Origin of the sequence: Martinezella multihospitum (assembly GCF_900094585.1) — a bacterium.
In the GTDB taxonomy this organism is placed as follows: Bacteria; Pseudomonadota; Alphaproteobacteria; order Rhizobiales; family Rhizobiaceae; genus Rhizobium; species Rhizobium multihospitium.
Genome location: NZ_FMAG01000008.1, coordinates 261,579 through 287,408 on the forward strand (window position 1 = coordinate 261,579; position 25,830 = coordinate 287,408).

23 protein-coding genes are annotated in these 25,830 nt (G+C 61.0%); 14 read left to right on the forward strand and 9 right to left on the reverse strand.

All coding sequences use genetic code 11. From position 1 onward, the window contains the following. Positions 1-137: 137 nt before the first annotated feature. The 9 genes from GA0061103_RS27865 to GA0061103_RS27905 all read right to left on the reverse strand — a co-directional run bounded on the left by GA0061103_RS27865 (position 138) and on the right by GA0061103_RS27905 (position 12,418). Entirely contained in the window at positions 138-2,939 is a 2,802-nt protein-coding gene (locus GA0061103_RS27865) for an autotransporter family protein (RefSeq protein ID WP_092716922.1), read from the reverse strand. Between the two features lie 263 nt (positions 2,940-3,202). Then, the gene (locus tag GA0061103_RS27870; RefSeq protein ID WP_092716924.1) at positions 3,203-4,306 is read right to left on the reverse strand and encodes an ABC transporter substrate-binding protein; all 1,104 of its coding nucleotides are present in this window, start codon (positions 4,304-4,306) and stop codon (positions 3,203-3,205) included. Beyond that, positions 4,303-5,694 carry a sensor histidine kinase gene (locus GA0061103_RS27875; RefSeq protein ID WP_092716926.1) on the reverse strand — a complete coding sequence of 464 codons (1,392 nt, stop codon included), beginning with the start codon at positions 5,692-5,694 and terminating at the stop codon, positions 4,303-4,305. Before GA0061103_RS27875 ends, GA0061103_RS27870 begins: the two co-directional genes overlap by 4 nt. Continuing rightward, the gene (locus GA0061103_RS27880) at positions 5,684-6,355 is read right to left on the reverse strand and encodes a response regulator transcription factor (RefSeq protein WP_092716928.1); all 672 of its coding nucleotides are present in this window, start codon (positions 6,353-6,355) and stop codon (positions 5,684-5,686) included. Before GA0061103_RS27880 ends, GA0061103_RS27875 begins: the two co-directional genes overlap by 11 nt. A gap of 103 nt (positions 6,356-6,458) precedes the next feature. Beyond that, positions 6,459-7,520: an ABC transporter ATP-binding protein gene (locus tag GA0061103_RS27885; RefSeq protein WP_092716929.1), complete on the reverse strand. Its 1,062-nt coding sequence runs from the start codon at positions 7,518-7,520 to the stop codon at positions 6,459-6,461. Beyond that, positions 7,513-9,279, reverse strand: coding sequence for an ABC transporter permease (locus tag GA0061103_RS27890; RefSeq protein WP_208603576.1), 1,767 nt, complete (start codon positions 9,277-9,279; stop codon positions 7,513-7,515). Before GA0061103_RS27890 ends, GA0061103_RS27885 begins: the two co-directional genes overlap by 8 nt. Positions 9,280-9,427: 148 nt before the next feature. Next, a complete protein-coding gene (locus GA0061103_RS27895; RefSeq protein ID WP_092716933.1) occupies positions 9,428-10,492 on the reverse strand; it encodes an ABC transporter substrate-binding protein in 1,065 nt (354 codons plus the stop codon). A 348-nt stretch (positions 10,493-10,840) separates the two neighbouring features. After that, on the reverse strand, positions 10,841-11,425 hold the full coding sequence (locus GA0061103_RS27900; RefSeq protein ID WP_092716935.1) for a tyrosine phosphatase family protein: 585 nt from the start codon (positions 11,423-11,425) through the stop codon (positions 10,841-10,843). A gap of 225 nt (positions 11,426-11,650) precedes the next feature. After that, the gene (locus tag GA0061103_RS27905) at positions 11,651-12,418 is read right to left on the reverse strand and encodes a metallophosphoesterase family protein (RefSeq protein WP_092716937.1); all 768 of its coding nucleotides are present in this window, start codon (positions 12,416-12,418) and stop codon (positions 11,651-11,653) included. Positions 12,419-12,547: 129 nt separating this feature from the next. Here GA0061103_RS27905 and GA0061103_RS27910 point away from each other — a divergent pair, with 129 nt between their 5' ends. The 14 genes from GA0061103_RS27910 (at position 12,548) to GA0061103_RS27980 (ending at position 25,793) form a co-directional block, all read left to right on the forward strand. Continuing rightward, positions 12,548-13,249, forward strand: a complete 702-nt coding sequence (locus GA0061103_RS27910) for an ArsR/SmtB family transcription factor (RefSeq protein ID WP_092716940.1) — start codon at positions 12,548-12,550, stop codon at positions 13,247-13,249. 86 nt (positions 13,250-13,335) lie between these two features. Next, positions 13,336-14,031, forward strand: coding sequence for a GntR family transcriptional regulator (locus tag GA0061103_RS27915; protein WP_092716943.1), 696 nt, complete (start codon positions 13,336-13,338; stop codon positions 14,029-14,031). 21 nt (positions 14,032-14,052) lie between these two features. After that, positions 14,053-14,964: an agmatinase gene (locus GA0061103_RS27920; RefSeq protein ID WP_092717151.1), complete on the forward strand. Its 912-nt coding sequence runs from the start codon at positions 14,053-14,055 to the stop codon at positions 14,962-14,964. A gap of 351 nt (positions 14,965-15,315) precedes the next feature. Then, entirely contained in the window at positions 15,316-15,918 is a 603-nt protein-coding gene (locus tag GA0061103_RS27925) for an amino acid synthesis family protein (RefSeq protein ID WP_092716945.1), read from the forward strand. 15 nt (positions 15,919-15,933) lie between these two features. Beyond that, positions 15,934-16,776 carry an alpha/beta fold hydrolase gene (locus tag GA0061103_RS27930; protein ID WP_092716948.1) on the forward strand — a complete coding sequence of 281 codons (843 nt, stop codon included), beginning with the start codon at positions 15,934-15,936 and terminating at the stop codon, positions 16,774-16,776. Beyond that, on the forward strand, positions 16,773-17,708 hold the full coding sequence (locus GA0061103_RS27935; protein ID WP_092716950.1) for a flavin reductase family protein: 936 nt from the start codon (positions 16,773-16,775) through the stop codon (positions 17,706-17,708). Before GA0061103_RS27930 ends, GA0061103_RS27935 begins: the two co-directional genes overlap by 4 nt. After that, a complete protein-coding gene (locus tag GA0061103_RS27940; RefSeq protein ID WP_092716953.1) occupies positions 17,705-18,745 on the forward strand; it encodes an LLM class flavin-dependent oxidoreductase in 1,041 nt (346 codons plus the stop codon). The genes GA0061103_RS27935 and GA0061103_RS27940 overlap by 4 nt, the downstream gene beginning before the upstream one ends. 5 nt (positions 18,746-18,750) lie before the next feature. Continuing rightward, complete coding sequence (locus GA0061103_RS27945; protein ID WP_092716956.1) at positions 18,751-20,214, forward strand: aldehyde dehydrogenase; 1,464 nt, start codon at positions 18,751-18,753, stop codon at positions 20,212-20,214. Between the two features lie 5 nt (positions 20,215-20,219). After that, positions 20,220-20,534 carry an NIPSNAP family protein gene (locus tag GA0061103_RS27950; protein ID WP_092716959.1) on the forward strand — a complete coding sequence of 105 codons (315 nt, stop codon included), beginning with the start codon at positions 20,220-20,222 and terminating at the stop codon, positions 20,532-20,534. Between the two features lie 55 nt (positions 20,535-20,589). Continuing rightward, a complete protein-coding gene (locus tag GA0061103_RS27955; RefSeq protein WP_092716962.1) occupies positions 20,590-21,600 on the forward strand; it encodes an ABC transporter substrate-binding protein in 1,011 nt (336 codons plus the stop codon). A gap of 114 nt (positions 21,601-21,714) precedes the next feature. Next, positions 21,715-22,587: an ABC transporter permease gene (locus GA0061103_RS27960; RefSeq protein WP_092716965.1), complete on the forward strand. Its 873-nt coding sequence runs from the start codon at positions 21,715-21,717 to the stop codon at positions 22,585-22,587. A 1-nt stretch (position 22,588) separates the two neighbouring features. Beyond that, on the forward strand, positions 22,589-23,389 hold the full coding sequence (locus GA0061103_RS27965) for an ABC transporter permease (protein ID WP_092716968.1): 801 nt from the start codon (positions 22,589-22,591) through the stop codon (positions 23,387-23,389). After that, positions 23,386-24,465 carry an ABC transporter ATP-binding protein gene (locus tag GA0061103_RS27970; RefSeq protein WP_092716971.1) on the forward strand — a complete coding sequence of 360 codons (1,080 nt, stop codon included), beginning with the start codon at positions 23,386-23,388 and terminating at the stop codon, positions 24,463-24,465. Before GA0061103_RS27965 ends, GA0061103_RS27970 begins: the two co-directional genes overlap by 4 nt. A gap of 314 nt (positions 24,466-24,779) precedes the next feature. Further along, the gene (locus GA0061103_RS27980; RefSeq protein ID WP_092716977.1) at positions 24,780-25,793 is read left to right on the forward strand and encodes an aldo/keto reductase; all 1,014 of its coding nucleotides are present in this window, start codon (positions 24,780-24,782) and stop codon (positions 25,791-25,793) included. Positions 25,794-25,830: the final 37 nt, after the last annotated feature.

The following is a 25,830-nucleotide window of genomic DNA, read 5'->3' on the forward strand; positions in this document are numbered from 1 at the left end:
GCCGGCCGGCCAGCTGAGGCATTGATGGTGGGTTTGCGTCAGCTTCTGACGAAAGTGCGCCGTCTCCCTTGCCGGCGCGATCATATTCGTCCGGTATTGCGCGGCGGCCGGAGAAGCTCAGTCGTCGCCGGTCGTCCTTACCACTTCATTCGCAGTCCGACATTGCTATGGAACGTACGCTGATGTTCGCCGCTGACATCGAACCGGTAGTCCGCCGTCGCAAAGACGCTGAAGGTTGTGTTGACGGCATAGACCACGCCGCCGCCGACTTCCATCGAGGTGCCCTTCATCGAAGTATTCATCGCATCTGAATCGAAGCGAACGGTGTCCGTACTGTCGAAATTGTGCCAGATGTCGGTCTTCAGATAGGGTTGAAGCAGACCGGCAGATGTTTGGAAATTGCCCTGCAGGCGGGCGCCGACCCGTCCGGTCCAGCTGGTATCCGAACCGAAGGCAACCGCTGAATAGGCATCGCGCTTGTCGTCGAGCGATATATCCTGCCAGATCAGCTGCGCCTGCGGTTCGAGCGACCAGTTGCCGCCGAGCGCGATCGGGTAGCCGCCTTCGAGCGAAGCGGTGAAGCCGCTGCCGTCGATATCGATCCCCGTGCCGCCGATCGAGTTGGCGTTGCCGCCATACCAGGTCCCCATCAGCACGCCATCGAGATACCAGCCCGTGGGGCCGATATGGGTCCAATAGGCGCCGACGCTGGTCGCATCGAGGTTGATCCTGCCGGTTTTGACATTGTTCCAGCCGACCGCCTGGCCGGTGACATCGGCTCTGAGATCGGCATAGCCGAAGAACAGGCCCGCAATGTCGCGATGCCCGCTGTCGCTCTCGTGGCGGAGGATGTCGATACCGGTCTGCAGGCCCCAGAGCGAACCGTCGATCGACGGCGATACCGAGCCGGACCAGCCTTGATCGACATGTTCTCCAAAACCTCTTCCCCAGACGGCCGAAGCAATATTGCCCGACGTCACCACGCTTTGCTCGCCGCGGCGCTCATGAAACGTTCCAAGCGTGGCGAGCGTCGCGACCTGTGCCGCCGGCGGGATGGCCGTATAGGTCGCGACTTCCGGCCGGATCAACGGGATGACTTCCACGTCGACGCCGCCGATGTTCATGATTTCGGGAGAGATCGGCGTTGCGCCCGAATTGGGCGGTGTCGGCGCCGGATCGCCTGGGGTCACCAGCGGCGGCTGGATTCCGGAGGTTCCATTCGTCGTCGGAATCAGAATGGGGCCTTCCGGATCCGGGTCATCAGGCGTCGGGACCGGTGCGACATAGGCCGAGCGCAGATACCAGTTGTTGCTCGTCCCGGCGCTGACGCCACCCTTGAAAAGGTAATATTCATAAGCGCCTGCGGCGGCCCGGCCATTCAGATAGAAGGCGTTGCTGCTGGCGGTGGCGCCGTTGGTGGCTTCGACGACATTGATGCCGTCGAGCATGGTGGCTGCGCCGCCGCCGCCGAAATTGTTGACGGTAATGGCCGTCGAGCCCGATGCCGCCCCGCCATCGATCACCAGCTTGTCGGAAGCGGAGCCATCGCCACCGAGCACTGTATCGAGAAGCAGAGAGCCGCCCGAGCCGACATAATTGCCGACAACGGTGAGGCTGTTCATGGTTTGGGAGCCGCCATTGGTCAGATCGATCACGCCTGAATTGGTGAGCGTTACGGCCGAGCCGCCTGGATAGGGGGTGATCGAAGGATTGAAGCCGCCGCCGGCAAGCAGGCTGGCGCCGGAAGACACCGTCACATTGCCCGTCAGGTCGCTCTGAAGCTGAAACGTGCCGTTCTCTATGAAGCTGTCGTGGAAGTCGCCGGTACCGGCCCATATCCAATCCGTCCCGGTCATGTAGAGCGTCTGGAAATTGGTGAATGCATTGTCGATCAGGCCTTCGCCCTGCAGCGTGACCATGTTGCTGCCGCCGCCGCCATTGGCCGTCCCGATCATTTTCGAACCGGTTTGCAGGGTGAGGGAGATATTGCCGTTGCCGCCGCTGATGGCGAAACCATTGCCGCCGTTCAGCAGCCCAGCATTGGTGATGGAGGTCTGGCCGTTGAGCGTGCGGATGGCGGGACCCTGGTCGCTGATGATCTGGCCGCCGGCAAGATTGACGATCGTCGCATTGAAGGTCGAGCCGAGCGTATTGGAGAAGACGCCGTCCGACGGCAGGCCGCCCGAGGCCGCGCCGCCGCTCGCATGGATCGTGCCGCTGTTGATCAGAGTGCCGTTGCCGCCCTGAATGTAGACGGTCGGCGAACTGTTGCCGCTCGTCGTCAGGGTGCCCGTATTGGTGACCGAGCCGTTTGCGCCGAGGATCGATACCGCACGCGCATTGCTGCCGGCGGTCGAGACGGTGCCGTTGTTGATGATGGTGTTGTTTGGCGAGCCACCACCGCTCTGGCCCCAGCTCGCGGTCATGCCATAGGCATTTGGTCCCGTCGTCGTGATCGAGCCGTTGTTGGTCAAAGTATTGCCGCTGCCGTCGGCGGCCATGCCGTCATTGTACTGGCCTGTCGTACTGATCGAGCCGTTATTGGTGAGGCTGTTGTTGCTGCCGGTGCCGACGAGCCCGGCGCCGCGATTGAGACCGCTGCTGCCGGAACCGGTAAGGGAGATGGCGCCGGAATTGACGATGGTGCTGGAATCGACGACGCGAGCGCCGGCATTGGCGGTCGGTGCGCGGACGATATTGACGATCGCACCCCCGAGAATATCGATGGTGACGCCGGAACTTCCTGCTGTCCCGTAGACGCCTGTGGTGACAGGATTGGGAGACGTCGCGTCGCAGGTTGCCGTCTGGCCGTTCGCCGGCGCGAAGCTGTTGCATGCCGCCTGAGCTATCTCGGGTGAGACAAGGCTTGTTCCCAACACAAGCGCTGCTTTCAGAGAAATGACAGCGGATTTCGGACCTGAATTCCTGATATGGCGCATCGCTCTCCCCCAACTTCACCAGCTGTTTCCAGCCGATGGATCGCCCGCCCACTCAACTAAGAGCATAGTAGAAGATTCGCATCAACTCAAAAATTTAAAGCTAATAATGTAATTCATACATTAAGTTAGCTTCAGAATTGCGCGATCGTCTGACGCTGTCGCAAAATAGAACATGCGCGATGGCAACCTCGAATGAGCGTCAGGAGTGCATCTTCGAAGTCTAATGTTTCGTCGGGCTACAGCGGTAGTGCAAGCGCTGTTGCTCAGGGCGAGGATGCAGGCTGGCTCAGCATCGAGTGGCTCCAGTCGTCTATGAAGCGACGCCGTTGCGCCTCATCCTGTGCGGCAAGCAATGCGGGACCGATGCGGATCGGCTGAACGAAGCTCAGTTCGCCGAGGGTCGACGGACCGTCGACCCCTTCGGGAATATTGCCTTTCTCGGCAAAGAAAAAGGCCTTGCGCCGTGCCAGGTCCTGGCCGCGTTTGGAGAGGAGATAATCGAGAAAGCGCCGGGCAAGATCCGGCCGCCGTGCTGTTTTCGGTATCAGCACGCCACGGCTCAGGATCAGCGTGTAGTCACGTGGAACGACGACCTTCAGATCGGGATTGGCCTGAGCAGCGGCGTAGGAATAGGAGCCGATCATGTTGTAGGCGAGGTAGATTCTTCCGCTGGCGATCTCCTGCAGGATCGTCCCGGTGCAACAGCTGACCTTCACGTCGGCGCGGCTCATGCTTTCGAGAAGACGGCCATAGGTCGCGGTTGCCTGACGGGCATCGCTGAAGGCGAGGAGATAGCCGACACCTGATGTCCTGATGTCGAAGGTACCCACTCGCCCCTCGTAGTAGTCGAGCCTGCGCCGCAGCAGATCGGCAAGCTCGGCGCGGGTGCGCGGGACATCGCTCGCTGGTACGTAGCGCGCGTTGTAGACGAAGACCGCCGGCTCGAAGGTGAAGCCGAAGACCTCGTTGCGCCAATTGGCCCATTTGGGCACCTGGGCGGTTTCCGATGAACTATAGGCCGAGGCACAGCCATTATTGGCCAGGCTGACGAGCTGATCGAGCGAGGAGGAAAGCCACAGATCGCCAAGCGACGTGTTCTCATCGCAAGCGACGCTCGCCTTCCGGTGCAGCTCATTCGTGACGTAGTCGGAATAGTCGATCGTAATATCCGGCGCCATCTCCTGAAAATCCCGGATCAATGGCTCCATGGCCTGGAGATCGGCAGCACCATGGATCGACAGGCGAGCCGTCTCGCCACTGATGGCCGGGAAGAGCTTTGACGTGCCTTCAACGGCGATTGCCAGGGTCGGTGTAATGGCGAGGATGGTGAGGCACAGCCAGGAGGCGATGAGAAGCCGCGGTTTCATTTTCCCTCCCTGTGAATGCGCGGAAGACCAAGAATGACGGTGAAGCCGTGGGCATCCTCGCCCTTGGCCCGAAACTGCAGCGCACCGCCATGCGCGGCCGCGACCTCCGAGGCGATGGCAAAGCCAAGTCCGGCGCTTCCTTCGCCGGCTTTCGATGTCTGAAAGCGCTGGGTGACATGCGGCCACTCTTCGGAGGGAATGCCAGGGCCGTCATCCTCCACTTCGACATGGGCAAGGGGGCCTGCATCGCGCACCCGCACCTCCAGCCTGGAAAGGGTTCCGTGGCGAAGCGCATTGTCGATAACGTTGACGATCGCTTCCCGCAGGCTGACCGGATCGCCGAGAACGGCAAGCTCGACATCGGCCTCTTCGAAGGAGACGACGATATCGGGGTCGACCGTGATCGGCACGGCCACGCGGAAGGCACGCCTGGCGATTTCATTGAGATCGACGGGTTCGAGCTGCACGGATTCGGCGCGGTGGATGACCATGGCATGGCTCAGAAGCTGATTGGTCAATCTCGCCAGCTCGTCGGCGCGCTGCTGGACGCGTCCAAGATGCTGCCTGTCCGCCTCGTCCAGCTTGTCATTGTTCAAGAGGTCGAGCTGGGCTGTCAGCGCCGTCAGCGGTGTCCGTATCTGGTGTGCTGCATCCGCGATGAAACGCTGCAGCAGCACGACGCGTTCGTTGAGGCGACCCATGAAATGGTTGATGGAGCCGACGAAGGGGCGAAGCTCACGCGGCACGGATACGGAAAGAGGCGTGAGATCCTGGGGATCGCGGCGGCGAAGAGCTCCGCCCAGCTGGTTGACCGGTCGCAGCGCCTGGCGGATGGAAAGGATCATCACTACCAGCGCCAGGAAGCACATGATGACGATGGTGATCGCGGCGCCGAGCGTCAGTTCATGCGTCAGTCCCCGGCGCGCTTCGACGGTCTGGGCGAGGATAACATGTGCCCAGCCCGAGGCCGCGGGGTCGGAGAGGGCTCGCCCGACGACCGCGATGCGCACTGCTTCACCCTTGTAGAGGCCGGAGCTCAGGACCGGCTCGCGGCGAACGGTGGCGAGGTCGACATCGGTTTCCAGATCGCGGTGACCGGTGAGTGTCTTCCCGGAGGGGTCGAGGATGCGATAGAAGATGCGGTCGCGGTCGGCCAGCCCCAGCATTTCGAATGCCGACGCCCTCAGATCGACGATCAGTGCGCCTTCCTGAACCGCCAGACCATCGGCGATCTGCAATGCTGCGCCGACCAGAACCCGATCATAGGCATCATCGGCCGCGGTGCGTGCGGAATACCAGCTCGCGGTTATCAGTATTCCGGCGCCAGCCGTCAGAAGAACCGACATGACGACCGCCAGGCGGGCAAAAAGTGAGCGTTCAAGCGTCATCGGAGACCAGCTGATAGCCGATGCCGTGAAGCGTCACGATGCGCGCCTTTGCCCCTTCCAGCTTCTTGCGCAGCCGCCCGACATAGAGTTCGATGGCGTTGGCGCTGACGGCCTCGTCGAAGCCGTAGAGCTGGTCGAGCAGCTCCTGCTTGCTGAAGACGCGCCCCGGCCGGGAAGCAAAGATTTCCAGTAGCGTCATCTCCCTGCGCTTCAATTGCACCTCGCGCTTGCCGACCTTCACCGAGCGGCTGGCACGATCGAGCACGATGTCGCCGCAGGTGACGAAGTTGGTGGCGTCCCCACTGCGCCTACGTAGCAGCACCCGGGCGCGGGCTTCAAGCTCGCGAAAGTCGAAGGGCTTGACGAGATAGTCGTCGGCGCCTAGGTCGAGGGCGCCGACACGATCGTCGACCTCGGAGCGTGCCGTCAGCATCAGGACGGGCGTCGTCACCCGGGCGCGCCGCAGCCCTTTGAGGATTTCGAAGCCGTTAAGACCGGGCAGCATCACATCGAGGATGACGAGATCGTAGTCGGTGAAGGCAAGGATCTCGGCCGCGACACCGCCATCCGTCTGCCAGTCGACAGTGTGGCCGGTCGCCTGGAAGCGCCGGCAGATGGCCTCGCCGACATCCTGCGTATCTTCAACGAGCAGAATGCGCATGGCGCTCGCCTGGCCCGATCCTCATGAGTTGCAGACGCACAGTTCCTCCCTTTCCGGAGCGGTCCGGTTCTTCATGGAATCTCCGAACCGCTCTCCTATTGCTTCAGGCCGCTTCCGGGTAGAGCCAAACGCTCTCCCGCGGTATCTCGGTCCAGACCGTGCCCGCCGCCATCAGTTTGGGGCCGAAGGCCTTGGCCTTGAATTCGCCGTAGGACAGGCGGTATTCCCAGCGATCGCCGAGGAACAGGCATGCCTCCAGCTGCATCTCAATACGACCCGGTCCTGGCTGGTCGAAAACGGCGACCTGCTCGACACGGATGACGGCCTTGCCATCGCTTTCCGGCCCGTCTCCCATCATCACGCCGTCGAGCTGCCAGTTGCTACCATGGATGCTGGCCGTGGCGCCATCGCGTTTGACGCGTCCGGAGGCTACATTGTTCGCCCCAAGGAAGTCGGCAACGTAGAAGCTTGTCGGCTTCGAATAGATGTCCTGCGGCGGGCCTTCCTGCGCGACCTTGCCGTTGCGCAGCAGCAGGATATTGTCTGATGCTGCGAGCGCTTCGGCCTGGTCATGGGTGACGAGAACGCCGCAAATTCCGAGATCGAGAACGAGCTTGCGGATCCAGTAGCGGGCCTCTTCGCGCAGCTTCGCATCCAGATTGGACAGCGGCTCGTCCATGAGCAGGATCTTCGGCTCGTAGACAAGGGCGCGGCAGATGGCGACGCGCTGCTGCTGTCCGCCCGAAAGCTGGTCCGGATAGCGCTCGGCGAGGTGGCCGAGACCGATCTTGCCGAGCGTGTCGAGAACGCGCTTTTCCGCATCCGCCTTGTTCACGCCGCGCAGCTTCAGGCCATAGGCGACATTTTCGGCGACGGAGCGGTGCGGCCACAGCGCATAGGACTGGAAGACCAGCCCAATATTGCGGTTTTCCGGCGCGACCGTAAGGCGCTTGTCGCCGTCGAAGACCACAGAACCGCTGATCTTGATCTGCCCGACCTCGGGCTGTTCGAGGCCGGCGATGCAGCGCAGCAGGGTCGTCTTGCCGCTGCCCGAAGCCCCGAGCAGCGAAACGATCGAGCCGCGATTGGCGGTAAAGGAAGCGCCCTGGAGGATGTGCAGGCCGCCGAGATATTTATGGACGTTTTGAACGATGAGATCAGTCATGGATCTTGGCTCCGAGACGAAGGGCGAGGGCAAGGCCGCTGCCGGTAAGAAGGATGCTGACAAAGGCGAGGGCTGCGATCGTATCCATGGCGCCGGACTGGAGTTGCGCCATCATGAGGGAACCGATGACCTCGGTGCCGGCGCTCATCAGATAGATGCCGGTGGCGTAATCGCGCAGGAACACGATCATGATCAGAGCCCAGGCGCCCACCAGGCCCGGCCGGATGATCGGGATGACGATGTCGCGCCAGCTCCGGCCAATGGTCGCGCCCGTGGTGCGCGCGGCCTCCTCGAGCTCGGGGCTGACCTGGATGAGCGTGCCCTGCAGCAGGCGGAGGCCGTAGGAAAGGCCGACGATCACATAGGCGGCGAACAGGCTGATCAGCGTCGTTCTGAGCGGAATGAGGAAGGGCACGAACAGGAACAGCCAGAAGAAGGCGAGACCGATGATGAGGCTCGGCATGGCGCGCGGTAGCAGTACCATGTAGTCGAGCACGGTGTTTGAGAGCCCCCGGTGGCGGTGCCCGGCAAGACCGATCAGGAGATAGATCGCGACCGCGGCCGCACCCCCCACCACGGAAAGGATGACCGTGTTGATGATGCCGCGAAAGAGCGTCGGTACTTCCAGGAGCGTGGCGAAATGCGCGACCGTCAGATGCGCGAGCGGATTGACGCCCTGGCCCCAGGCATCGACGAAAGCGCGAAGGACGATGCCGCCGATCGGCAGCAGCACCGACACGAACAGCCAGAAGCCGATGAAGGAAAGAGAGATGATCTGACCGGTCGGCCCGAGCCGCATCACCGTCGTCCGTGGTCCCTTGCCGCCGAGGGCAGCATAGCGGCGGCTGTGGCGCAACAGGCGGCGCTGATACCAGACGAGCGGCAGCGTCAGCAGCACGAGCAGGACGACGACGACGGCCATCAGCTGATAGGTCGGGACGCCGAACAGCGTCGTCAGCTTGTAGACATAAGTTGTGAGAACGATGATGCCGCTCGGATCGCCGAGCACATAGGGGACACCGAACATCTCGAAGCCGATCAGCAGGTTGAGCGCGGTGGCGAAAACCAGCGCCGGCAGGACCATGGGTAGCGTCACATCCAGACAGACCCGCCAGATCGGCGATCCCATCGACCGCGCCGCCTCTTCCAGATCGGAGGGCAGATTGCGCATGGCGGCGGAGACGTAGAGATAGACATGCGGCACGTGGGCAAGCCCCGTGACGATGACGATCCCGGTCAGGGAATAGAGGTTCCAAGGTGCGACCCCGAAGAGATCACGCGACAGCATGGTAAGGAAGCCGGCCGGGCCGACGGCGACCGTGTAGCCGAAGGCAAGCACGATGGCCGAGATGAACATCGGTACGAGAACGACGACTTCGAGCGCCTTGCGGAACTTGACGTCCGTTCTGGTGAGAAGGAAGGCGAGGGCGGCGCCGAGCGGCACCGCGATCGCCACCATGCCGACTGCCATGATGACCGTGTTCCAGAGCGCGTCATAGAACATTTCATCGGTCAGGATATAGCGATAGGCTTCGATGGAGAGCTTGCTCTTCGGCGCGAAGAACGGCCCATCGAGCAGGCTCTGATAGATGATGAGCGCGATCGGTGCCAGTACGATGACGGCCAGCAGACCGATGACGATGCGCCTGAAGCCGAGGGCGTTGGCCGGTTGCGGGATCGGTTTGAATGTTGGGCTCGCATGAGCCGCTGGTTGCCCGGCGTGAGACAGGGTCGATACTGGCGTCGACGGTGCCGACATCGGCGCTCCTCCTTCTCGATGGTTGCTGTTTGCGAGCATTTCCGCCCGTTTCGAATGGCGGAAATGCTCTATCTCTTTGTTTTCTCGCAATTCCAGCAAAACCGCTGCGCACTTCCACTGGGATTGCTCTGGATGATTTGATGCCGTGTCAGCTCTTCACAGATCCGCGCCACTTCTTGAGGAAGTCGAGGCGTTTTGCCGGGTCCATGAACTCGAGACGCGAGTCGTCAAGTGCGATGGGCTTGAGGTTGCCGCCGACCAGCGCGTTGATGGTGTTGAGATTGTATCCCTGGTCGACATCGGTGCGCAGCGACGGCATGCCCTTCGAGGCAATGGCGTTCTGGCCTTCCTGAGACAGCATGAAATCGAGGAAGAGCTGCGAGGCATTGGGGTGCGGCGCATTCTTGATGACGGCGGCGACGCGCGAGAAGGCCGGCGTATAATCCTGGCCGAAGGCGACGCCGAGATTGGAGGCGCTTTTGACCCAATCGAGTGCATAGGAACCGATCAGGTTGAAGGCGATGACGTTCTCGCCCGAAACAACCGTTTCGCGCATGGAGCCGGTCGAGGAATAGGTCTTGCCCTTGGCCGTGCCGAAGGCTGTGACCAGATCCCAATAATCGCTGCGCTGCTTGGAGTCATTCGTCTGGATCATGAAGCCGACGCCGGACTTTTCCGGATCGAAGGTGGCGACCTTGCCGGCGACATCCGCCTTGCCGAGGAATTCGATGAGGGCCGCGCGAGTGCGCGGAACGTCCTCTTCCTTCAAGGCGAGCTTGTTGTAGATCATGCCGATCGGCTCGAGCGTGGTGGCATAGACCGTCTTGTCGTAAACAGCCCAGCTTGGGAGCGAACCGATTTCCGTCGAGGCATAGGACGCGAGATAGCCATCGGCTGCGAGCTTGACGGTCTGGTCCATCGCCGATGTCCAGACGAGATCTCCACCGACCTGGCTGGCCGCGGCTTCGGAAATGATGCGGTTGTAGACGCCGTTGGTGCCGATATCGTTGTAGTCGATGCGAATGCCCGGATATTTCTTGGTGAAGGCATCGAGCAAAGCCTGGGCCTGCGACAGATCGGTTGCGGCATAGACAGCGATCACGCCTTCTTTCTTGGCGGCGGCGATGAGTTCTTCGCTTGCGGCGAAGGCTGCGCCGTTGATACCGATCGCCATGGCGGCTGCGATGCTGAGTTTGTTGAATAGCAGTGACATTTGAATCCCTCCCGTTGACTGCTCGTGGTTTTGATTGCCGCCTGCGCCCCTGAGTTAGGGACGTGCGCAAACGGCGCGGCTCTCCTGGCGGAAAGCCGGTGAATAAGATGTGATTGGCTGATGGTGGCCGGCGACGGATGCCGGATGACAGGCGCTAGTCGCGGCCGAGCGCGGTTTTCATGATATTTCCTCCCCAATGGCTAGCCGGCTCATGAGCCGACCGTCCCTGTCCTCTACAGATTGCAGCCAAGGTGACATCGATTCCTGTCAGAGAACTGTCACGGCGGAAGAAGATGCATAATGAGACTATCGTGCCGGCGGCTGGTCGTCAGGCAGGAGAGGCGATCCTTACGCCGGAATCGCCATATTGAGTTCTGCCTGACGTCCGAGATGTGTCATCCAGTCGACAAAGTCAGGCCGCCCCTTGATCTGCCGGCCATAATGACGGGCAAGTGCCGCGTTCAAATCGCCCTTCCGGCCCAGCTGCTCGTCGGCAAAGCCGATCATCTGGGAGTTCGGCCAGGCCTGCGGGCGGATGGCGATCAGGCGAGCAAACAGGCTCTCGCCGGACTCGTCGGGGTTTGCTTGCGCCATCAGTGACAGCATGGCAGCGGTCGAGCGCGATACGCCCATATGGCAATGCACCAGCAGATGGCTCGAAGCCTCGGGATCCTGTTGCGCCTGAAACTCGGAGCCGAATTTCAGGATTGCTTCGACATGCTCCGGCTGGGGCATGACCCGCCCCGGAGCCGTCGCGATGATATCGTGGAAACGCAGCGTCGTGCGATGATGCTTGGCATAGGAGTGGAAGACATCGAGCTCGGGATATTCCGGATCGAGGAGGGAAAGCACGTGGGTGACGTTCCGTGCGCGCTGATCGGGCAACTCCTCAATGCCACAAACCGTGAGTTCTGGGGAGAAAGGCACGCCCATTGTCATATCCTTCAAATCAGCTGGCGATTCCGCAGTGCTTCGATACGTTATAGTGTCATCGCTCTGAAGTGAAAGTGCTTTTGCTCCCTGTTGCCGCGAAGTGGCGCGGCAAGACGTCCGCGCCGCCGAGCAATTCCAGGAAAAATGCGTAGCGGTTTTCCGTCCGGAATTGCTAGAAAGCAAAGACCTGGGGCGGTTCAGAGTTTCCGTGAAAGCTGAGCTGCTCTAGGTCTTTGAAAACAAGACGGCCTGCGTTTTGATCTCTTCTTCGTCCATCTCCAGAATACGATAGCCGAATGTCCCGGTATCGGCGTTGAGATGTTCGGATTGCTTGACGATCTGATAGGAGACCGCTGGCGAGACATATTGCCTGATGTTTGCTTCCCGGGCTTCGTCGATCATGTGGTAGTGGCCGCAGAACAGGGATATCCGGCAATCCATGCCGATCAGAAGCGATCTGACCTCATCCCGATCGCGCAGGGCGGCACCGGTTCGATCCACGGGTGTGTCGAGCGGCAGGATCGGATGATGCAGAAAGATTGCGGCCTGCCTCACACCCTCGAGTTCGCGGGCGAGCCACTTGCGCTGGCCGTCGCCGACGGCGTTGTCGGATGTATCGAGGAAAATCCGTTTCAGATGCGGATCTTGCTGCGAGTAGCACAATTTCCCTGCCACGGTACTGCCGCCCATGTCGTAGTACGGCGCGACATTGCCATAGATATCGTGGTTGCCGAGGATGAGCGACACATCGAAGGCATAAGCGCGCAGACGCTCGAAAAAGCCGCCGACCGAATGTGCGGTGCCAATGTCGCCGCCGAAGACGACCTTGGAAATACCTTTGCGAGCGATGTCGTCGAGGACCAAGCGCAGATGATGCTCATGCTCTTGCGGCGTCTCCTCATAGCCCATCTTGTCGCCGGCAATTTCGCTCTTGGCGATCAGCTTCTGGCCGAGATGGGTGTCGGTGAAAAAGGCGAGGATGGTCTTCGTCATGGGCCGGTTCCGTGGCAATTGCTTGTACGTTCAGTCTAAGACGGCCATCCGTCCCAATGCTTCGATACGTGTCGAAGCATGCGAACTATTTCGGTGTTATGATGCAGCCTGATATGAAGAGGCCCAGACATGACGACTCAGCCGAATATAGCCGCCGTTGCCTTTCTGATCGCCGATCCTGCGCGGGTCGCCATGCTGTCGGCGCTCCTCGATGGCCGGGCGCGGCCGGCCGGCGAGCTTGCCTATGCGGCCGGTGTGACGGCACAGACGGCCAGTTCCCATCTGGGCAAATTGTTGGCCGGCGGGCTGCTGGCCGTGGAAACCGAGGGGCGGCATCGATATTATCGTCTCGCCGGCCCTCATGTCGCGCTTGCGCTCGAGACCCTGGCCTCGATCGGTCCGGCGGAATCCGTGCGAAGAAAGCCGCTGACCCGGGATGCGCAAAAGCTTCGGTTCGCGCGCTGCTGCTATGATCATCTGGCCGGCCGCGTCGGGATCGCCGTGACCCATGGATTGTTGGAGAAGGGGTTCCTTGTCGCGGCCGAAAAGAAGCGGTTCGAACTCACGCCTGATGGTGCGGAGTGGTTCGACCGCATGGGCATGAACACGGCCAGTATCAGACCCACGCGCTACGGGCTTGCCCGGCAATGCCTCGATTGGACGGAGAGAGAACATCATCTTGCCGGACCGCTTGGCGTTCATTTGACCAACCTCCTCTTCGCGGAGGGTTGCATGCGGCGGGCGCCTTCGTCCCGCGCCGTTGACGTCACGCCGAAAGGCTGGAAGGTGTTGAAAGAGCATTTCGGCATCCAGCAACAGGCCTTGCTCTGAGGCGATCTCTGCTGCATTGACTTCATTTCGACAATGGATGATTTTGGTAGGCCATATTATGGTATCCGGAGATCGAGGGTGCGGAAATGAATGATGATGCGCATGGCGCCGCAATTCGCGTAGAGCGTCCGACGAAGACGTTGCGGGAGCTCGCCCTCGACAAGGTGCGGGAGGCGATCATCAACGGCTATTTCCGCCCCGGAGACCGCCTGGTCGAACGCGATCTTTGCGCGCAGCTCGGCGTCAGCCGCACGATCGTGCGCGAGGTCCTGCGCCATCTCGAATCCGAAGGGCTCGTCGCCAATCTTCCGAACAAGGGGCCGATCGTCGCGCAGCTCAATCATGACGAAGCCAAGCAGATCTACGAGATCCGCGCCGCACTCGAAGGGATGGCGGCACGGCTTTGCGCCGAGCAGAACAACCCTGCGATCGCCGATGCCCTGGACAAGTCGCTCGAGGACATAAGGCATAGCTACCGCGAGAAAGACATGGCCGGCGTGCTCGCCCACACATCCTCCTTCTATCAGACGCTGTTCAGCATGGTCGACCGCCATGTCGCCTGGGGCGTCGTCAATCTTCTGACCGTGCGCATCAATCACCTGCGCTCCATGACGATCAAGACGCAAAACCGCGATGTTCAAGGGCCTGCGCAGATGGCGCGTATCGTCGATGCTATCAGGCGCGGTGACGGCGATGGTGCCTATCAGGCGGCGATGGATCATGTCACCAGCGCAAGCGCCATCGCCCAGGCCGTGCTTTCCGGGCGTCAGCCGATCGATTGATTTCCCACGAAGGCCATGGAGATGACTGCTTCCTCTTCCTTTCTCGGCTTCTCGGACCGCTTTGACGATGGTTGCCTGCCGCGTGTGGTGATCTTCGGGGCCGGTCACGGCAGTACCTATCCCGGCAAGGACAGCAGCGGTTATGCCTTGTCGGCGGGAGCCATCCGGGCCGCCAGCCAGGACGATGCAGGGCTGGTCGAACACTGGGATTTCGATCTCGGCGGCCCGCTGTTCGACGGCAAGCCGGTTTGCTGCGTCGATGCCGGAAACATCGAGACTGTCATGCACGACAATGCAGGCAACCGCGATCGGATCGAGGCAAGGACGCGCAGTGTACTTGCATTGCCGGCCATCCCGATCCTGCTTGGCGGTGATTGTTCGGTCACGCTCCCCTTCATTGCCGGCTTTGCGGATGAGGGGCCGGTCTGGATCTTGCAGATCGATGCCCATATCGACTGGCGCGACGAGTTGCATGGCGAACGCTACGGCTATTCAAGCCCGATGCGGCGGGCAAGCGAGATGCCGCATGTCGCCGGATTGGTGCAGGTCGGCCTGCGTAGCGTCGGCAGCGCTCGTTCTTCAGATGTCGAGGCGGCGCAGCGCTATGGCAGCCGCTTTGTCACGGCCCGCGAGATCCATGCCCAAGGGGTCGAGGCCGCTCTCCGGCATATTCCGGAGGGAGCTCGGGTCGTCGTCACCCTGGATTGCGACAGCATCGATCCCGGCATCATGCCGGGTGTGGCAGCGCGAACGCCGGGCGGCCTCACCTATACGCAGGTCATCGACCTGATCGCCGGCCTCGGCCGGCGGGCGAAGATTGCAGGCTTCGATCTGGTAGAGCTCTATCCTCCCGCCGACATCGACGGCCTTTCGGCTCTGACCGCCGCGCGCATCGTCGTCAATGCGATCGGCGCCATCGTCCGCCAGGGGTAACGCCGGCGAAATTCCCGCCATGTGGCGAGCCGACCTGCACGACGCCTGATGATGCCGCTGGGCGTCATGCCTCATCAAATTGTCGTTTGCCTGGTGAAGCGGGTTGACTCTCTCATGTCTTCGGTGTGACGGTATACCATAATAACGAATACAAAAACTGAACATCGACAGCTGAAGAGATGCGACGACCAGCATCGCTTTCGCGGGCGCTTGCCGCTGCCTATCAATAAGGCACTGATATAGCTGATCATTTCTGGTAGGCGGCAGGTTTTTCAGTCCCGTCGTTCAAAGCTGCTTGACAGAGTAGTATTATGGCATACCATCATACGTAATCTTAGATGAGAGCGAGCCATGAGCCTTCAGATCCGAAAAACTGTCCTGCAGATCGAAACGACGCTTGTTGAAGGGGGAAAGGCGGCAGCCATTCCGTTGAAGCTCTTCTCGGCATGCGCCATCGTCAAAAACCCTTGGGCCGGTCGTGGCTTCGTCGCGGATCTGAAGCCAGAGATTCACGCCGCTGCGCCTATTCTGGGCGAACTGCTCACCAAGATGATTATCGACGCGATAGGATCAGGAGAAGCGGTCGAGGCCTATGGAAAATCGGCCGTCGTCGGTCTGGATGGCGAGATCGAGCATGCATCTGCGCTGATCCACACCCTGCGGTTCGGCAATCACTATCGCCATGCCGTTGGCGCCAAGTCCTATCTCGCCTTCTGCAACACGCGCGGCCCCGCCAATGCGCCGATCATGATCCCGCTCATGGACAAGAATGACGAAGGGCGGCGTTCGCATTATCTGACGATCCAGACGTCGGTTCCCGATGCGCCTGCCGCTGACGAGATCGTCGTCGCGCTCGGTGCCTCGGTCGGCGGAAGGCCGCATCATCGCATCGGCGATCGCTACCAGGACCTCAAGGATCTGGGGCAAGACGTCGCCAATCCGGCCGGCGTGTAAGGATCGGGCGCCCAGATGCCGGCGATGGAAACCATGGACCACGACAAGGCCGATCTGAAGACGGAAGGTCTGCTCCGCAAGCATACGGCGAGCGGGGCCGCCTATCATGAAGTGGGCGAGGGGGAGCCGCTGGTTCTCATTCATGGCGTCGGCATGCGGCTCGAAGCCTGGTCTCCGCAAATCGCGGGCTTTTCACAGAGTCATCGGGTCATTGCCGTCGATATGCCGGGGCATGGCGAAAGCGCCGCCCTGCCTGCCGGTAGCAAGCTGGAGGCCTTCGTCGCCTGGTTCGGTGGCTTCCTCGATGAACTGGCGCTCAGTGAGGTCAATGTTGCCGGCCATTCGATGGGTGCGCTCGTTGTCGGAGGGGCTGCTGCCACTTTCGGCGAGCGGATCAAGCGGGTTGCCTATCTCAACGGTGTCTATCGTCGCGATCCCGAAGCCAAGGCGGCTGTGCTTGCGCGCGCAGCGGCAATACCGCTCGCAGGCGTCGACAAGGAGGGCCCGCTGCTGCGCTGGTTTGGCGACGATGCACAAAGTGCGGTGGCGAGGGAGCTCACCCGCAGCTGGCTGAGCCTCGTCGATCCACAAGGCTATGCCACGGCCTATGCCGCCTTTGCCGGCGGCGATGAGACCTATGCCGATCGCTGGTCCGATGTCGGTGCGCCTGCGCTGTTCCTGACGGGATCGGACGATCCGAATTCGACGCCGCTGATGGCCGAACAGATGGCTGCTGCCGCACCCAAAGGCTGGGTGCGGATCGTCGAGGGCCACCGCCATATGGTGAACCTGACGGCACCTGACATCGTCAATGAGCTGCTCGCCGAGTGGCTTTCATGCGGGGAGGACGCAAGATGACGACACAAGATTTCGACCCAAGGGCGTTGCGTGACGCCTTCGGCGCATTTCCGACCGGTGTCACGGTGGTAACCGCGCGCGATCAGGCTGGTTTGCCAATCGGCTTTACGGCGAATTCCTTCACGTCGGTGTCGCTCGATCCGCCGCTCCTTCTCGTCTGCCTCGCCAAGAGCTCCCGTAATTTTGCGGCCATGACGAGCGCGAAGCATTTTGCCATCAATGTGCTGTCGGAGACGCAGAAGGCCGTCTCCAACACTTTTGCCCGGCCCGTTGAAGACCGGTTTGCCGCTGTCGAATGGAGTTCCGGGGCGGATGGCTGTCCGATCCTTGCCGATGTTGCCGCCTGGTTCGAATGCGCCATGAGCGAAGTGATCGAGGCCGGCGATCATGTCGTCCTGATGGGGCGCATCGTCTCGTTCGACAATAGCGGCCGCAACGGTCTTGGCTATGCCCGCGGTGGCTATTTCACGCCGATCCTGGCAAGCAAGGCGGTCTCCGCCGCCGCGGAAGGCAATATCGAACTTGGCGCGGTGGTCGAGCGCGACGGCGAAATCCTGCTGCTCGGGGAGGATGTTCTTGCTCTCCCGAATTGCGAGGGCAGCGAAGGAAGTCCCGCCGACATCCTTGGCCACTACCTGCAGGCGCTGACAGGCCTCACGATAACGGTCGGCTTCCTCTATTCTGTCTACGAAGGCAAGAGCGACGGCAAGCATCACATCGTTTATCGCGCTTTCGCCTCTCAAGGTGAGCCGCGCGAGGGCAGGTTCCTCAAGCCTGATGCCTTGAAGGCCGCGCACTTCAAGACCAGTTCGACGGCTGACATCGTCGCTCGCTTCGCGCTGGAAAGCCAGATCGGTAATTTCGGGGTCTATTTTGGCGACGAGACCTCCGGCATGGTGCGGCCGGTTTCCGGAAAGGCGGTGCGAGCATGAAATTCTCTCTCTTCGTTCACATGGAGCGCCTCGACGCGAGCCAGACGCACAAGAGCCTCTATGAGGAGTTCGTTGCGCTGTGCGAGATCGCCGACAAGGGCGGCATGCACGCGATCTGGACGGGCGAGCATCACGGGATGGATTTTACCATCGCGCCCAATCCTTTCGTGACGATCGCCGATCTGGCGCGGCGGACATCGCGGGCGAGGCTCGGAACGGGAACGGTGATCGCGCCCTTCTGGCATCCGATCAAGCTTGCCGGTGAAGCGGCCATGGCCGACATCATCTGCGACGGCCGCCTCGATATCGGCATTGCCCGCGGCGCCTACTCTTTCGAATATGAACGGCTGCTGCCGGGTCTCGACGCCTGGGGTGCCGGCCAGCGCATGCGCGAGCTGATCCCTGCTGTCAAAGGCATTTGGCAAGGGGATTACGCCCATGAAGGCGAGTTCTTCAAGTTCCCGTCGACCACCTCGGCGCCAAAGCCGCTACAGGAGCCCAATCCGCCAATATGGGTCGCAGCACGCGACCCGAACTCGCATGAATTTGCCGTCGCCAATGGCTGCAATGTCCAGGTGACGCCGCTTTGGCAGGGCGATGACGAGGTCGAAGCGCTGATGGGCCGCTTCAACGATGCCTGTGCGAAGAACCCTGACATCGAGCGCCCGAAGATCATGCTCTTGCGCCATACCTATGTCGGCTCGTCCGAGGAGGACATTGCACGGGCTGCTCACGAGCTCAGCGTCTACTACAATTACTTCTTCGCCTGGTTCAAGAACGAGAAGCCGGTCCATCAAGGCCTGATCGAGCGCATCCCCGAAGAGGATATTCGCGCCAACGCCATGCTGTCGGATGCGGTCATGCGCAGCAACAATGTGGTCGGCGATGCATCGACAGTGATTGCCCGGCTAAAGACCTATGAGGCGATGGGCTATGACGAATATTCTTTCTGGATCGACACCGGTATGTCGTTCGAGCGCAAGAAAGCCTCGCTCGAACGTTTCATCGCGGACGTCATGCCGGCATTTGCGGAGTGAACGCCATGCAGCGCTTCCAGTATTATATCGATGGTGAGTTTCTGGACGGGGAAGCCCGGTTCCAGAGCATCGATCCCGCGACCGGTGACGTCTGGGCAGAGATGCCTGAAGCGCGCGAGGCCGATGTCGACCGTGCCGTCAATGCAGCCGAGAAAGCGCTCTATGATGGCACCTGGGCGAAGATGAATGCGACGCAGCGCGGCAAGCTTCTCTATAAGCTCGCCGATCTTGTCGCAGCCAATGCGCAGAAACTGGCCGAACTGGAGACGCGCGACACCGGCAAGATCATCCGCGAGACTTCGGCGCAGATCGCCTATGTCGCCGACTACTATCGCTATTATGCCGGCATCGCCGACAAGATCGAGGGCTCGTATCTGCCAATCGACAAACCGGATATGGATGTCTGGCTGCGTCGCGAGCCGGTCGGTGTCGTTGCCATGGTCGTGCCTTGGAACAGCCAGCTCTTCCTGTCGGCGGTCAAGATCGGCCCGGCGCTCGCCGCCGGCTGCACCATGGTCGTCAAGGCGTCGGAGGATGGCCCAGCGCCGCTTTTGGAATTCGCGCGCCTGGTTCATGAGGCCGGTTTTCCAGCCGGCGTCGTCAACATCATCACCGGTTTCGGTCCTTCCTGCGGCGCGGCACTCGGGCGGCATCCGAAGGTCGCGCATATCGCCTTTACCGGCGGCCCGGAGACGGCACGTCATGTCATCCGCAATTCGGCCGAGAACCTTGCCTCGACATCCCTAGAGCTCGGGGGCAAATCGCCCTTCATCGTCTTTGCCGATGCCGATCTCGAAAGCGCCGCCAATGCACAGGTCGCCGGAATTTTCGCGGCAACCGGCCAAAGCTGCGTGGCCGGCTCGCGGCTGATCGTCGAGGCCAGCGTCAAGGAAGCGTTTCTCTCGATCCTCAAGCGCAAGGCCGAGGCGATCCGCATCGGTTCGCCGCTCGACATGGCAACGGAGGTCGGTCCGCTTGCCACCAAGCGGCAGCAGGATCATGTTGCAGCTCTCGTCGAGAAGTCCCTCCAGAGCGGAGCCCGGCTCGTGACTGGCGGACAACGGCCTAATGGCATCGGCTATTACTTCCCGCCGACGATTCTCGATTGCGATGATGTCGCCTCGCCGTCGCTGGCGGAGGAATTCTTCGGGCCGGTTCTGTCTGTTGTTTCCTTCGAGACGGAGGCCGAAGCCCTGAAGCTGGCAAACGACACCCGCTACGGCCTGGCATCCGGTGTCTTCACCCAGAACCTCACACGCGCCCATCGCCTGATGAAGGGCATCCGCGCCGGCGTCGTCTGGGTCAACACCTATCGCGCGGTATCGCCGATCGCGCCCTTCGGCGGCTTCGGCCTTTCCGGCCATGGCAGGGAAGGCGGCCTTGCAGCCGCGCTCGACTATACCCGCACCAAGACGATCTGGCTGCGGACATCGGACGATCCGATCCCCGATCCCTTCGTCATGAGGTGAGTCCGATGTTTTACGAGATCCGCACCTATCGGCTGAAGAACGGCACGACCCCGCAATATCTAAAGGTGGTGGAAGAGGAAGGGATTGCCATCCAGAAGGCCCATCTCGGCAATCTCGTCGGCTACTTCTACTCGGAAATAGGTGTCATCAACGAGATCGTGCACATCTGGGCCTATGCAAGCCTCGACGATCGCGAGGCGCGGCGCGGGCGGCTGGCGGCAGATCCCGAGTGGCAGGCTTTCCTGCCAAAAATCCGCGATCTGATCGAGCAAGCGGAAAACAAGATTATGAAGCCCGCCGGTTTCTCCCCCTTGGGGTGAACGGGCGGGTGCGTAAGGCATGCCTCTAAAGACTGAAAAACAAGGACAAGGGAACATGAAAGCAAGAATTGCACTCGCGGCCTTTGCCGCAATGATGGCCGCATCCATGCCCGCCAAGGCCGACACCATGGTGTTCACGAGTTGGGGAGGAACGACGCAGGATGCGCAGAAGGTCGCCTGGGCCAACCAGTTCACCGAAAAGACCGGTATCGGCGTCATGCAGGACGGTCCGACTGATTATGGCAAGCTGAAAGCGATGGTCGAAGCCGGTCAGGTCAGCTGGGACGTTGTCGACGTCGAGGGCGACTACGCCGCACAGGCCGGCAAGGCGGGTCTGCTCGAAAAGCTGGACTTCTCCGTGATCGACAAGTCCAAGCTCGATCCGCGTTTCGTCAGCGACTATTCGGTCGGCAGCTTCTATTATTCTTTCGTCATCGGCTGCAACTCCGATGCCGTGAGCGCCTGCCCGAAGACCTGGGCCGATCTCTTCGACACGAAGAAATTTCCGGGCAAGCGCACCTTCTACAAATGGTCGGCTCCGGGCGTGATCGAAGCCGCGCTGCTGGCCGACGGCGTTCCCGCCGACAAGCTCTATCCGCTCGATCTCGACCGCGCCTTCAAGAAGCTCGATACGATCAAGTCGGACATCGTCTGGTGGTCGAGCGGGGCGCAGTCGCAGCAGCTTTTGGCATCGGCAGAGGCACCCTTCGGCAGCCTCTGGAACGGCCGCATGACCGCGCTTGCCAATAGCGGCGTCAAGACGGAAACCTCCTGGAGCCAGAACATCACGGCTGCGGATTCCCTGGTCATTCCCAAGGGGGCTCCGAACCTCGAAACGGCGATGAAATTCATCGCGCTCGCCACTTCGGCACAGTCGCAGGCCGATCTCGCGAAAGCGACCGGTTACGCGCCGACCAATCTCGGTTCGGCCAAGCTGATGGACCCCGAAACCGCCAAGACCCTGCCGGACCAGCAGACGGCCAGCCAGGTCAATGCCGACATGAATTACTGGGCCGCAAACCGGGATGCCATCGGCAAGAAATGGTACGCCTGGCAGGCGCAGTAAACAGCGGAGATAATCAGACCACCGCGGATAAATCTCCGCGGTGGGGCAATGCGAGGTCCAGGGCCGTGAGTAGCGATCGCTGTTCATCGGCGCCCATGGTGGGAAAGGATTGCCATGTCGACATATATAGATGTTGCGGACGAGGCCGCACCGGCGTGCAAGACGGCAAGGCCCACCGGATTTGCCCAGGTGGCGCCGGCTCTCGCTTTCGTCGCGGTCTTTTTCATCTTTCCGGTCATCGCGCTGCTTTTGCGCAGCGTGATGGAGCCGGCGGTCGGCTTCGGCAATTACGCGGAATTGCTGGGCTCCGAAACCTATCTGAAGATCTTTGCCAACACCTTCATCGTGTCGGGCCTCGTCACTCTCATATCGCTTTTGATCGGCTTTCCCGTCGCCTGGACCCTGGCGATCATGCCTTCACGATGGGCTTCCGTGATCTTTGCGATCCTGCTTCTGTCGATGTGGACCAATCTGCTCGCGCGCACCTATGCCTGGATGGTGCTTTTGCAGCGCACGGGTTTGATCAACAAGATGTTGATCGGCATGGGCCTGATCGACAAGCCGCTTGCCCTCGTCAATAACCTCACAGGCGTGACGATCGGCATGACCTATATCATGCTGCCCTTCATCATCCTGCCGCTCTATGGCGTCATCAGGAAGATTGATCCGGCTGTGCTGCAGGCAGCAGCGCTCTGCGGCGCGAGCCGGCTACAGTGCCTCACCCGCGTTCTCTTGCCCCTTGCCGCTCCCGGCATGATGGCGGGCGCCCTGATGGTCTTCGTCATGTCGCTCGGTTACTACGTGACGCCCTCGCTCTTGGGCGGTACGGCGAACATGATGCTTGCCGAACTCATTGCCCAGTTCGTGCAATCCCTCGTCAATTGGGGCATGGGCGGTGCTGCCGCCTTCGTCCTGCTTGTCGTCACGCTGACGCTCTATGCCGTGCAACTGCGGCTCTTCGGCGTGCAGAATACGGGAGGGCGTTGAGATGCTGTTGAACTTCGACCGTCTCGGCTGGTGGAAATATGTGCTGCTTGCCATTACCGTCCTGACTGCGGCTTTTCTTCTCATGCCGATCCTGTTCATCGCGGCCTTGTCATTCGGTTCGTCGCAATGGCTGATCTTTCCGCCGCCGGGCTGGACCTGGCGCTGGTATGCGGAGCTGCTCTCCGATCCGCAATGGCTGGCTTCCGCCTGGACGAGCTTCAAGATCGCTGCGATCGTCACCGTGCTTTCGGTACTGCTCGGCCTCGTGACATCCTTCGGCCTCGTGCGCGGAAAATTCCTGTTTCGCGATGCGCTGAAGGCGTTGTTCCTCACGCCGATGATCCTCCCCGTCGTCGTCTTCGCCGTCGCCCTCTACGCCTTCTTCCTGCGAATTGGGCTGGGAGGCACCTTGATCGGCTTCGTGCTCTCTCATCTTGTTCTGGCGCTGCCCTTTTCCATTCTGTCGATTGCCGGCGCGCTCGAAGGCTTCGACAAGTCGATCGAGGACGCGGCCGTGCTTTGCGGCGCGTCTCCGCTTGAGGCGAAGATCAGGGTGACGCTGCCCGCCATCAGCCACGGATTGTTTTCCGCGGCCGTCTTTTCGTTCCTGACATCCTGGGACGAGGTGGTCGTGGCGATCTTCATGGCAAGCCCGACGCTGCAGACGCTGCCGGTCAAGGTCTGGGCGACGCTTCGGCAGGATCTGACCCCGGTGGTCGCCGCTGCCTCCACTCTTCTCATTCTGTTGACGGTCATGTTGATGACGCTGGCCGCGATCGTACGCAAGGTTCTGAAATCATGAGCGAATCTTTCCTGAAGATCAAAGGCATCCGCAAGGAATACGGCCCCGTCGTCGCGGTTCATGACGTCAATCTCGAGGTCAAGCGTGGCGAGTTCCTGACCTTCCTCGGCCCTTCGGGATCGGGCAAGAGCACGACGCTCTATATCCTCGCCGGTTTCGAGAACCCGACCAAGGGCGATATCCTGCTGAACGGCGAGACGCTTCTGTCGACGCCATCGCACAAACGCAATATCGGCATGGTGTTCCAGCGCTATACGCTGTTTCCGCATTTGACCGTCGGCGAGAATATCGCCTTTCCGTTGAAGGTCCGCCGCAAATCCAAGGCAGAGGTCGATAGCCGGGTCAGGGAAATGCTCCGTCTGGTCCGATTAGAAGGCTTCGAGGATCGCAAGCCCGCGCAAATGTCGGGCGGCCAGCAGCAGCGCGTGGCTCTTGCAAGGGCACTCGCTTATGATCCGCCGGTACTCCTGATGGACGAGCCGCTGTCGGCCCTCGACAAGAAACTGCGCGAGGAGATCCAGCACGAGATCAAGAGGATCCACCAGCAGACCGAAGTGACGATCCTCTACGTCACCCACGATCAGGAAGAGGCCCTGCGGCTCTCCGATCGCATCGCCGTGTTCTCCAAGGGTATCATCGATCAGATCGGCACCGGACCCGAACTCTACGCCAATCCCCGCACCCGTTTCGTGGCGGAATTCATCGGCGACAGCGACTTCATCTCCTGTCATCTGCTGTCCTCGGACAATGGCCAGGCCACGATCTCGCTCGGCGACAAGACTGTTTTCGACAGCATCCCGGTTCACGGCCGGCCGACGTCGGGGAGCAAAGCGGCATTGATGCTGCGGCCGGAACGCATCCGGCTCGGGCGCAAGGCGACTGCGAACAAGGGCCTCAGCGCGACCGTCAACGATATCACCTTCCTCGGCAACAATGTGCATGTGACGACACGGATCGCCGCCGGCGAAACCCTGTCCGTGCGCCTACCCTTCGGCCACGAAGCCATTTCCGGTCTCAGCCGCGGCGATAATGTGCATCTGGAGTTCGATCCCGACACCGCACATGTCTTCTGCTAGCGCTAGCCGGAGGCCGGCGCTCTCGAAGCGCGATGAAGACAACGGGTGCGAGGACGGCAATCATCAAGGTCATGAGAAGCAATCGGAAACGAGTGGAATTCCTCGATTCCATCAAACTGGAATATTTGGCGGATTTTGATTCGCCGTATTTGCGCCAGAGTGCATTCTATGAGCATGCGGAGCTTCCTGCATTCGTGCCACGCAGCCGCTGACCGTTTTTCATCAATGAAAAATACCCTGCAGATTTGGCTGTTTATCACTCAGACATCTCACCCTATGTCTGCCTGCAACGGTAGATAATCGTGAGGGACGACATGCTGACCAAACCCGATAGTACGACCACAATAACACTCTGGAATGACCGTGAAATTCCACGTCTGGGCATGGGATGTTGGGCAATCGGCGGACCGTTTTACGCTGGTGATGTGCCGCTCGGCTGGGGCGACGTCGATGATGATGAATCGGTCCGCGCTATCGACCGGGCGGTGGATCTCGGCATTCGCTTCTTCGACACCGCCTCGAATTACGGCGCTGGGCATTCCGAAGAGGTGGTCGGCAGGGCGATCGGCAATCGAGACGATATCACCATCGCCACCAAATTCGGCTTCGCGACGGACGAGAAGACCAAGCAAGCGACAGGTGCCTTTTCCGATCCCGCCTTTATCCGGCAGTCCGTTGAGACGTCATTGCGCCGCCTGCGCCGCGATCGTCTGGATCTGCTGCAGTTCCATCTTAACGATTTTCCGCTGGAAGCGTCGGATGAGGTATTTGAGACACTCGAAATGCTCAGGGCGGAGGGCAAGATTGACGCTTTCGGCTGGAGCACGGATCATCCGGATCGCGCCGCACGTCATGTGCATCGCGCAGGGTTTGTCTCGGTTCAGCATACGATGAACGTTTTCGAGCCGGTTCCGGCGATGATCGATGTCATCGAGCGCAATGGTCTGATTTCCATCAATCGCGGTCCGCTCGCCATGGGGCTACTCAGCGGCAAGTTCACGCCTGACAAGGCTGTCGGCGAAAAAGATGTGCGTGGTGCGAGCCTCGACTGGATGGTCTACTTCAAGGACGGCAGGATTGCTCCCGAATTTGCCGCGCGCCTGGAGGCGGTCCGCAATCTACTGACTGAGGGCGGCCGCACGCTCACACAGGGTGCGCTTGCCTGGTTGTGGGCGCGCTCGCCGCGCACGCTGCCAATTCCCGGCTTCCGCACGGTTGCCCAGGTCGAGGAAAACGCCGGTGCCCTGGCTAAGGGACCGTTGTCGGCAGATGTCATGGCGGCGGTCGATCAGGCGCTGGCAGGTCTCCAGCCGTCGCTCCATGGATAGGATGGCGGGGCATGACGGGTTAGGTCTCTTTGCCGTC

Coding starts and splice junctions, on each gene's coding strand:
- GA0061103_RS27865 (WP_092716922.1), bottom strand. CDS start 2,939: ATGCGCCATATCAGGAATTCAGGTCCGAAATCCGCTGTCATTTCTCTG.
- GA0061103_RS27870 (WP_092716924.1), bottom strand. CDS start 4,306: ATGAAACCGCGGCTTCTCATCGCCTCCTGGCTGTGCCTCACCATCCTC.
- GA0061103_RS27875 (WP_092716926.1), bottom strand. CDS start 5,694: ATGACGCTTGAACGCTCACTTTTTGCCCGCCTGGCGGTCGTCATGTCG.
- GA0061103_RS27880 (WP_092716928.1), bottom strand. CDS start 6,355: ATGCGCATTCTGCTCGTTGAAGATACGCAGGATGTCGGCGAGGCCATC.
- GA0061103_RS27885 (WP_092716929.1), bottom strand. CDS start 7,520: ATGACTGATCTCATCGTTCAAAACGTCCATAAATATCTCGGCGGCCTG.
- GA0061103_RS27890 (WP_208603576.1), bottom strand. CDS start 9,279: ATGTCGGCACCGTCGACGCCAGTATCGACCCTGTCTCACGCCGGGCAA.
- GA0061103_RS27895 (WP_092716933.1), bottom strand. CDS start 10,492: ATGTCACTGCTATTCAACAAACTCAGCATCGCAGCCGCCATGGCGATC.
- GA0061103_RS27900 (WP_092716935.1), bottom strand. CDS start 11,425: ATGGGCGTGCCTTTCTCCCCAGAACTCACGGTTTGTGGCATTGAGGAG.
- GA0061103_RS27905 (WP_092716937.1), bottom strand. CDS start 12,418: ATGACGAAGACCATCCTCGCCTTTTTCACCGACACCCATCTCGGCCAG.
- GA0061103_RS27910 (WP_092716940.1), top strand. CDS start 12,548: ATGACGACTCAGCCGAATATAGCCGCCGTTGCCTTTCTGATCGCCGAT.
- GA0061103_RS27915 (WP_092716943.1), top strand. CDS start 13,336: ATGAATGATGATGCGCATGGCGCCGCAATTCGCGTAGAGCGTCCGACG.
- GA0061103_RS27920 (WP_092717151.1), top strand. CDS start 14,053: ATGACTGCTTCCTCTTCCTTTCTCGGCTTCTCGGACCGCTTTGACGAT.
- GA0061103_RS27925 (WP_092716945.1), top strand. CDS start 15,316: ATGAGCCTTCAGATCCGAAAAACTGTCCTGCAGATCGAAACGACGCTT.
- GA0061103_RS27930 (WP_092716948.1), top strand. CDS start 15,934: ATGCCGGCGATGGAAACCATGGACCACGACAAGGCCGATCTGAAGACG.
- GA0061103_RS27935 (WP_092716950.1), top strand. CDS start 16,773: ATGACGACACAAGATTTCGACCCAAGGGCGTTGCGTGACGCCTTCGGC.
- GA0061103_RS27940 (WP_092716953.1), top strand. CDS start 17,705: ATGAAATTCTCTCTCTTCGTTCACATGGAGCGCCTCGACGCGAGCCAG.
- GA0061103_RS27945 (WP_092716956.1), top strand. CDS start 18,751: ATGCAGCGCTTCCAGTATTATATCGATGGTGAGTTTCTGGACGGGGAA.
- GA0061103_RS27950 (WP_092716959.1), top strand. CDS start 20,220: ATGTTTTACGAGATCCGCACCTATCGGCTGAAGAACGGCACGACCCCG.
- GA0061103_RS27955 (WP_092716962.1), top strand. CDS start 20,590: ATGAAAGCAAGAATTGCACTCGCGGCCTTTGCCGCAATGATGGCCGCA.
- GA0061103_RS27960 (WP_092716965.1), top strand. CDS start 21,715: ATGTCGACATATATAGATGTTGCGGACGAGGCCGCACCGGCGTGCAAG.
- GA0061103_RS27965 (WP_092716968.1), top strand. CDS start 22,589: ATGCTGTTGAACTTCGACCGTCTCGGCTGGTGGAAATATGTGCTGCTT.
- GA0061103_RS27970 (WP_092716971.1), top strand. CDS start 23,386: ATGAGCGAATCTTTCCTGAAGATCAAAGGCATCCGCAAGGAATACGGC.
- GA0061103_RS27980 (WP_092716977.1), top strand. CDS start 24,780: ATGCTGACCAAACCCGATAGTACGACCACAATAACACTCTGGAATGAC.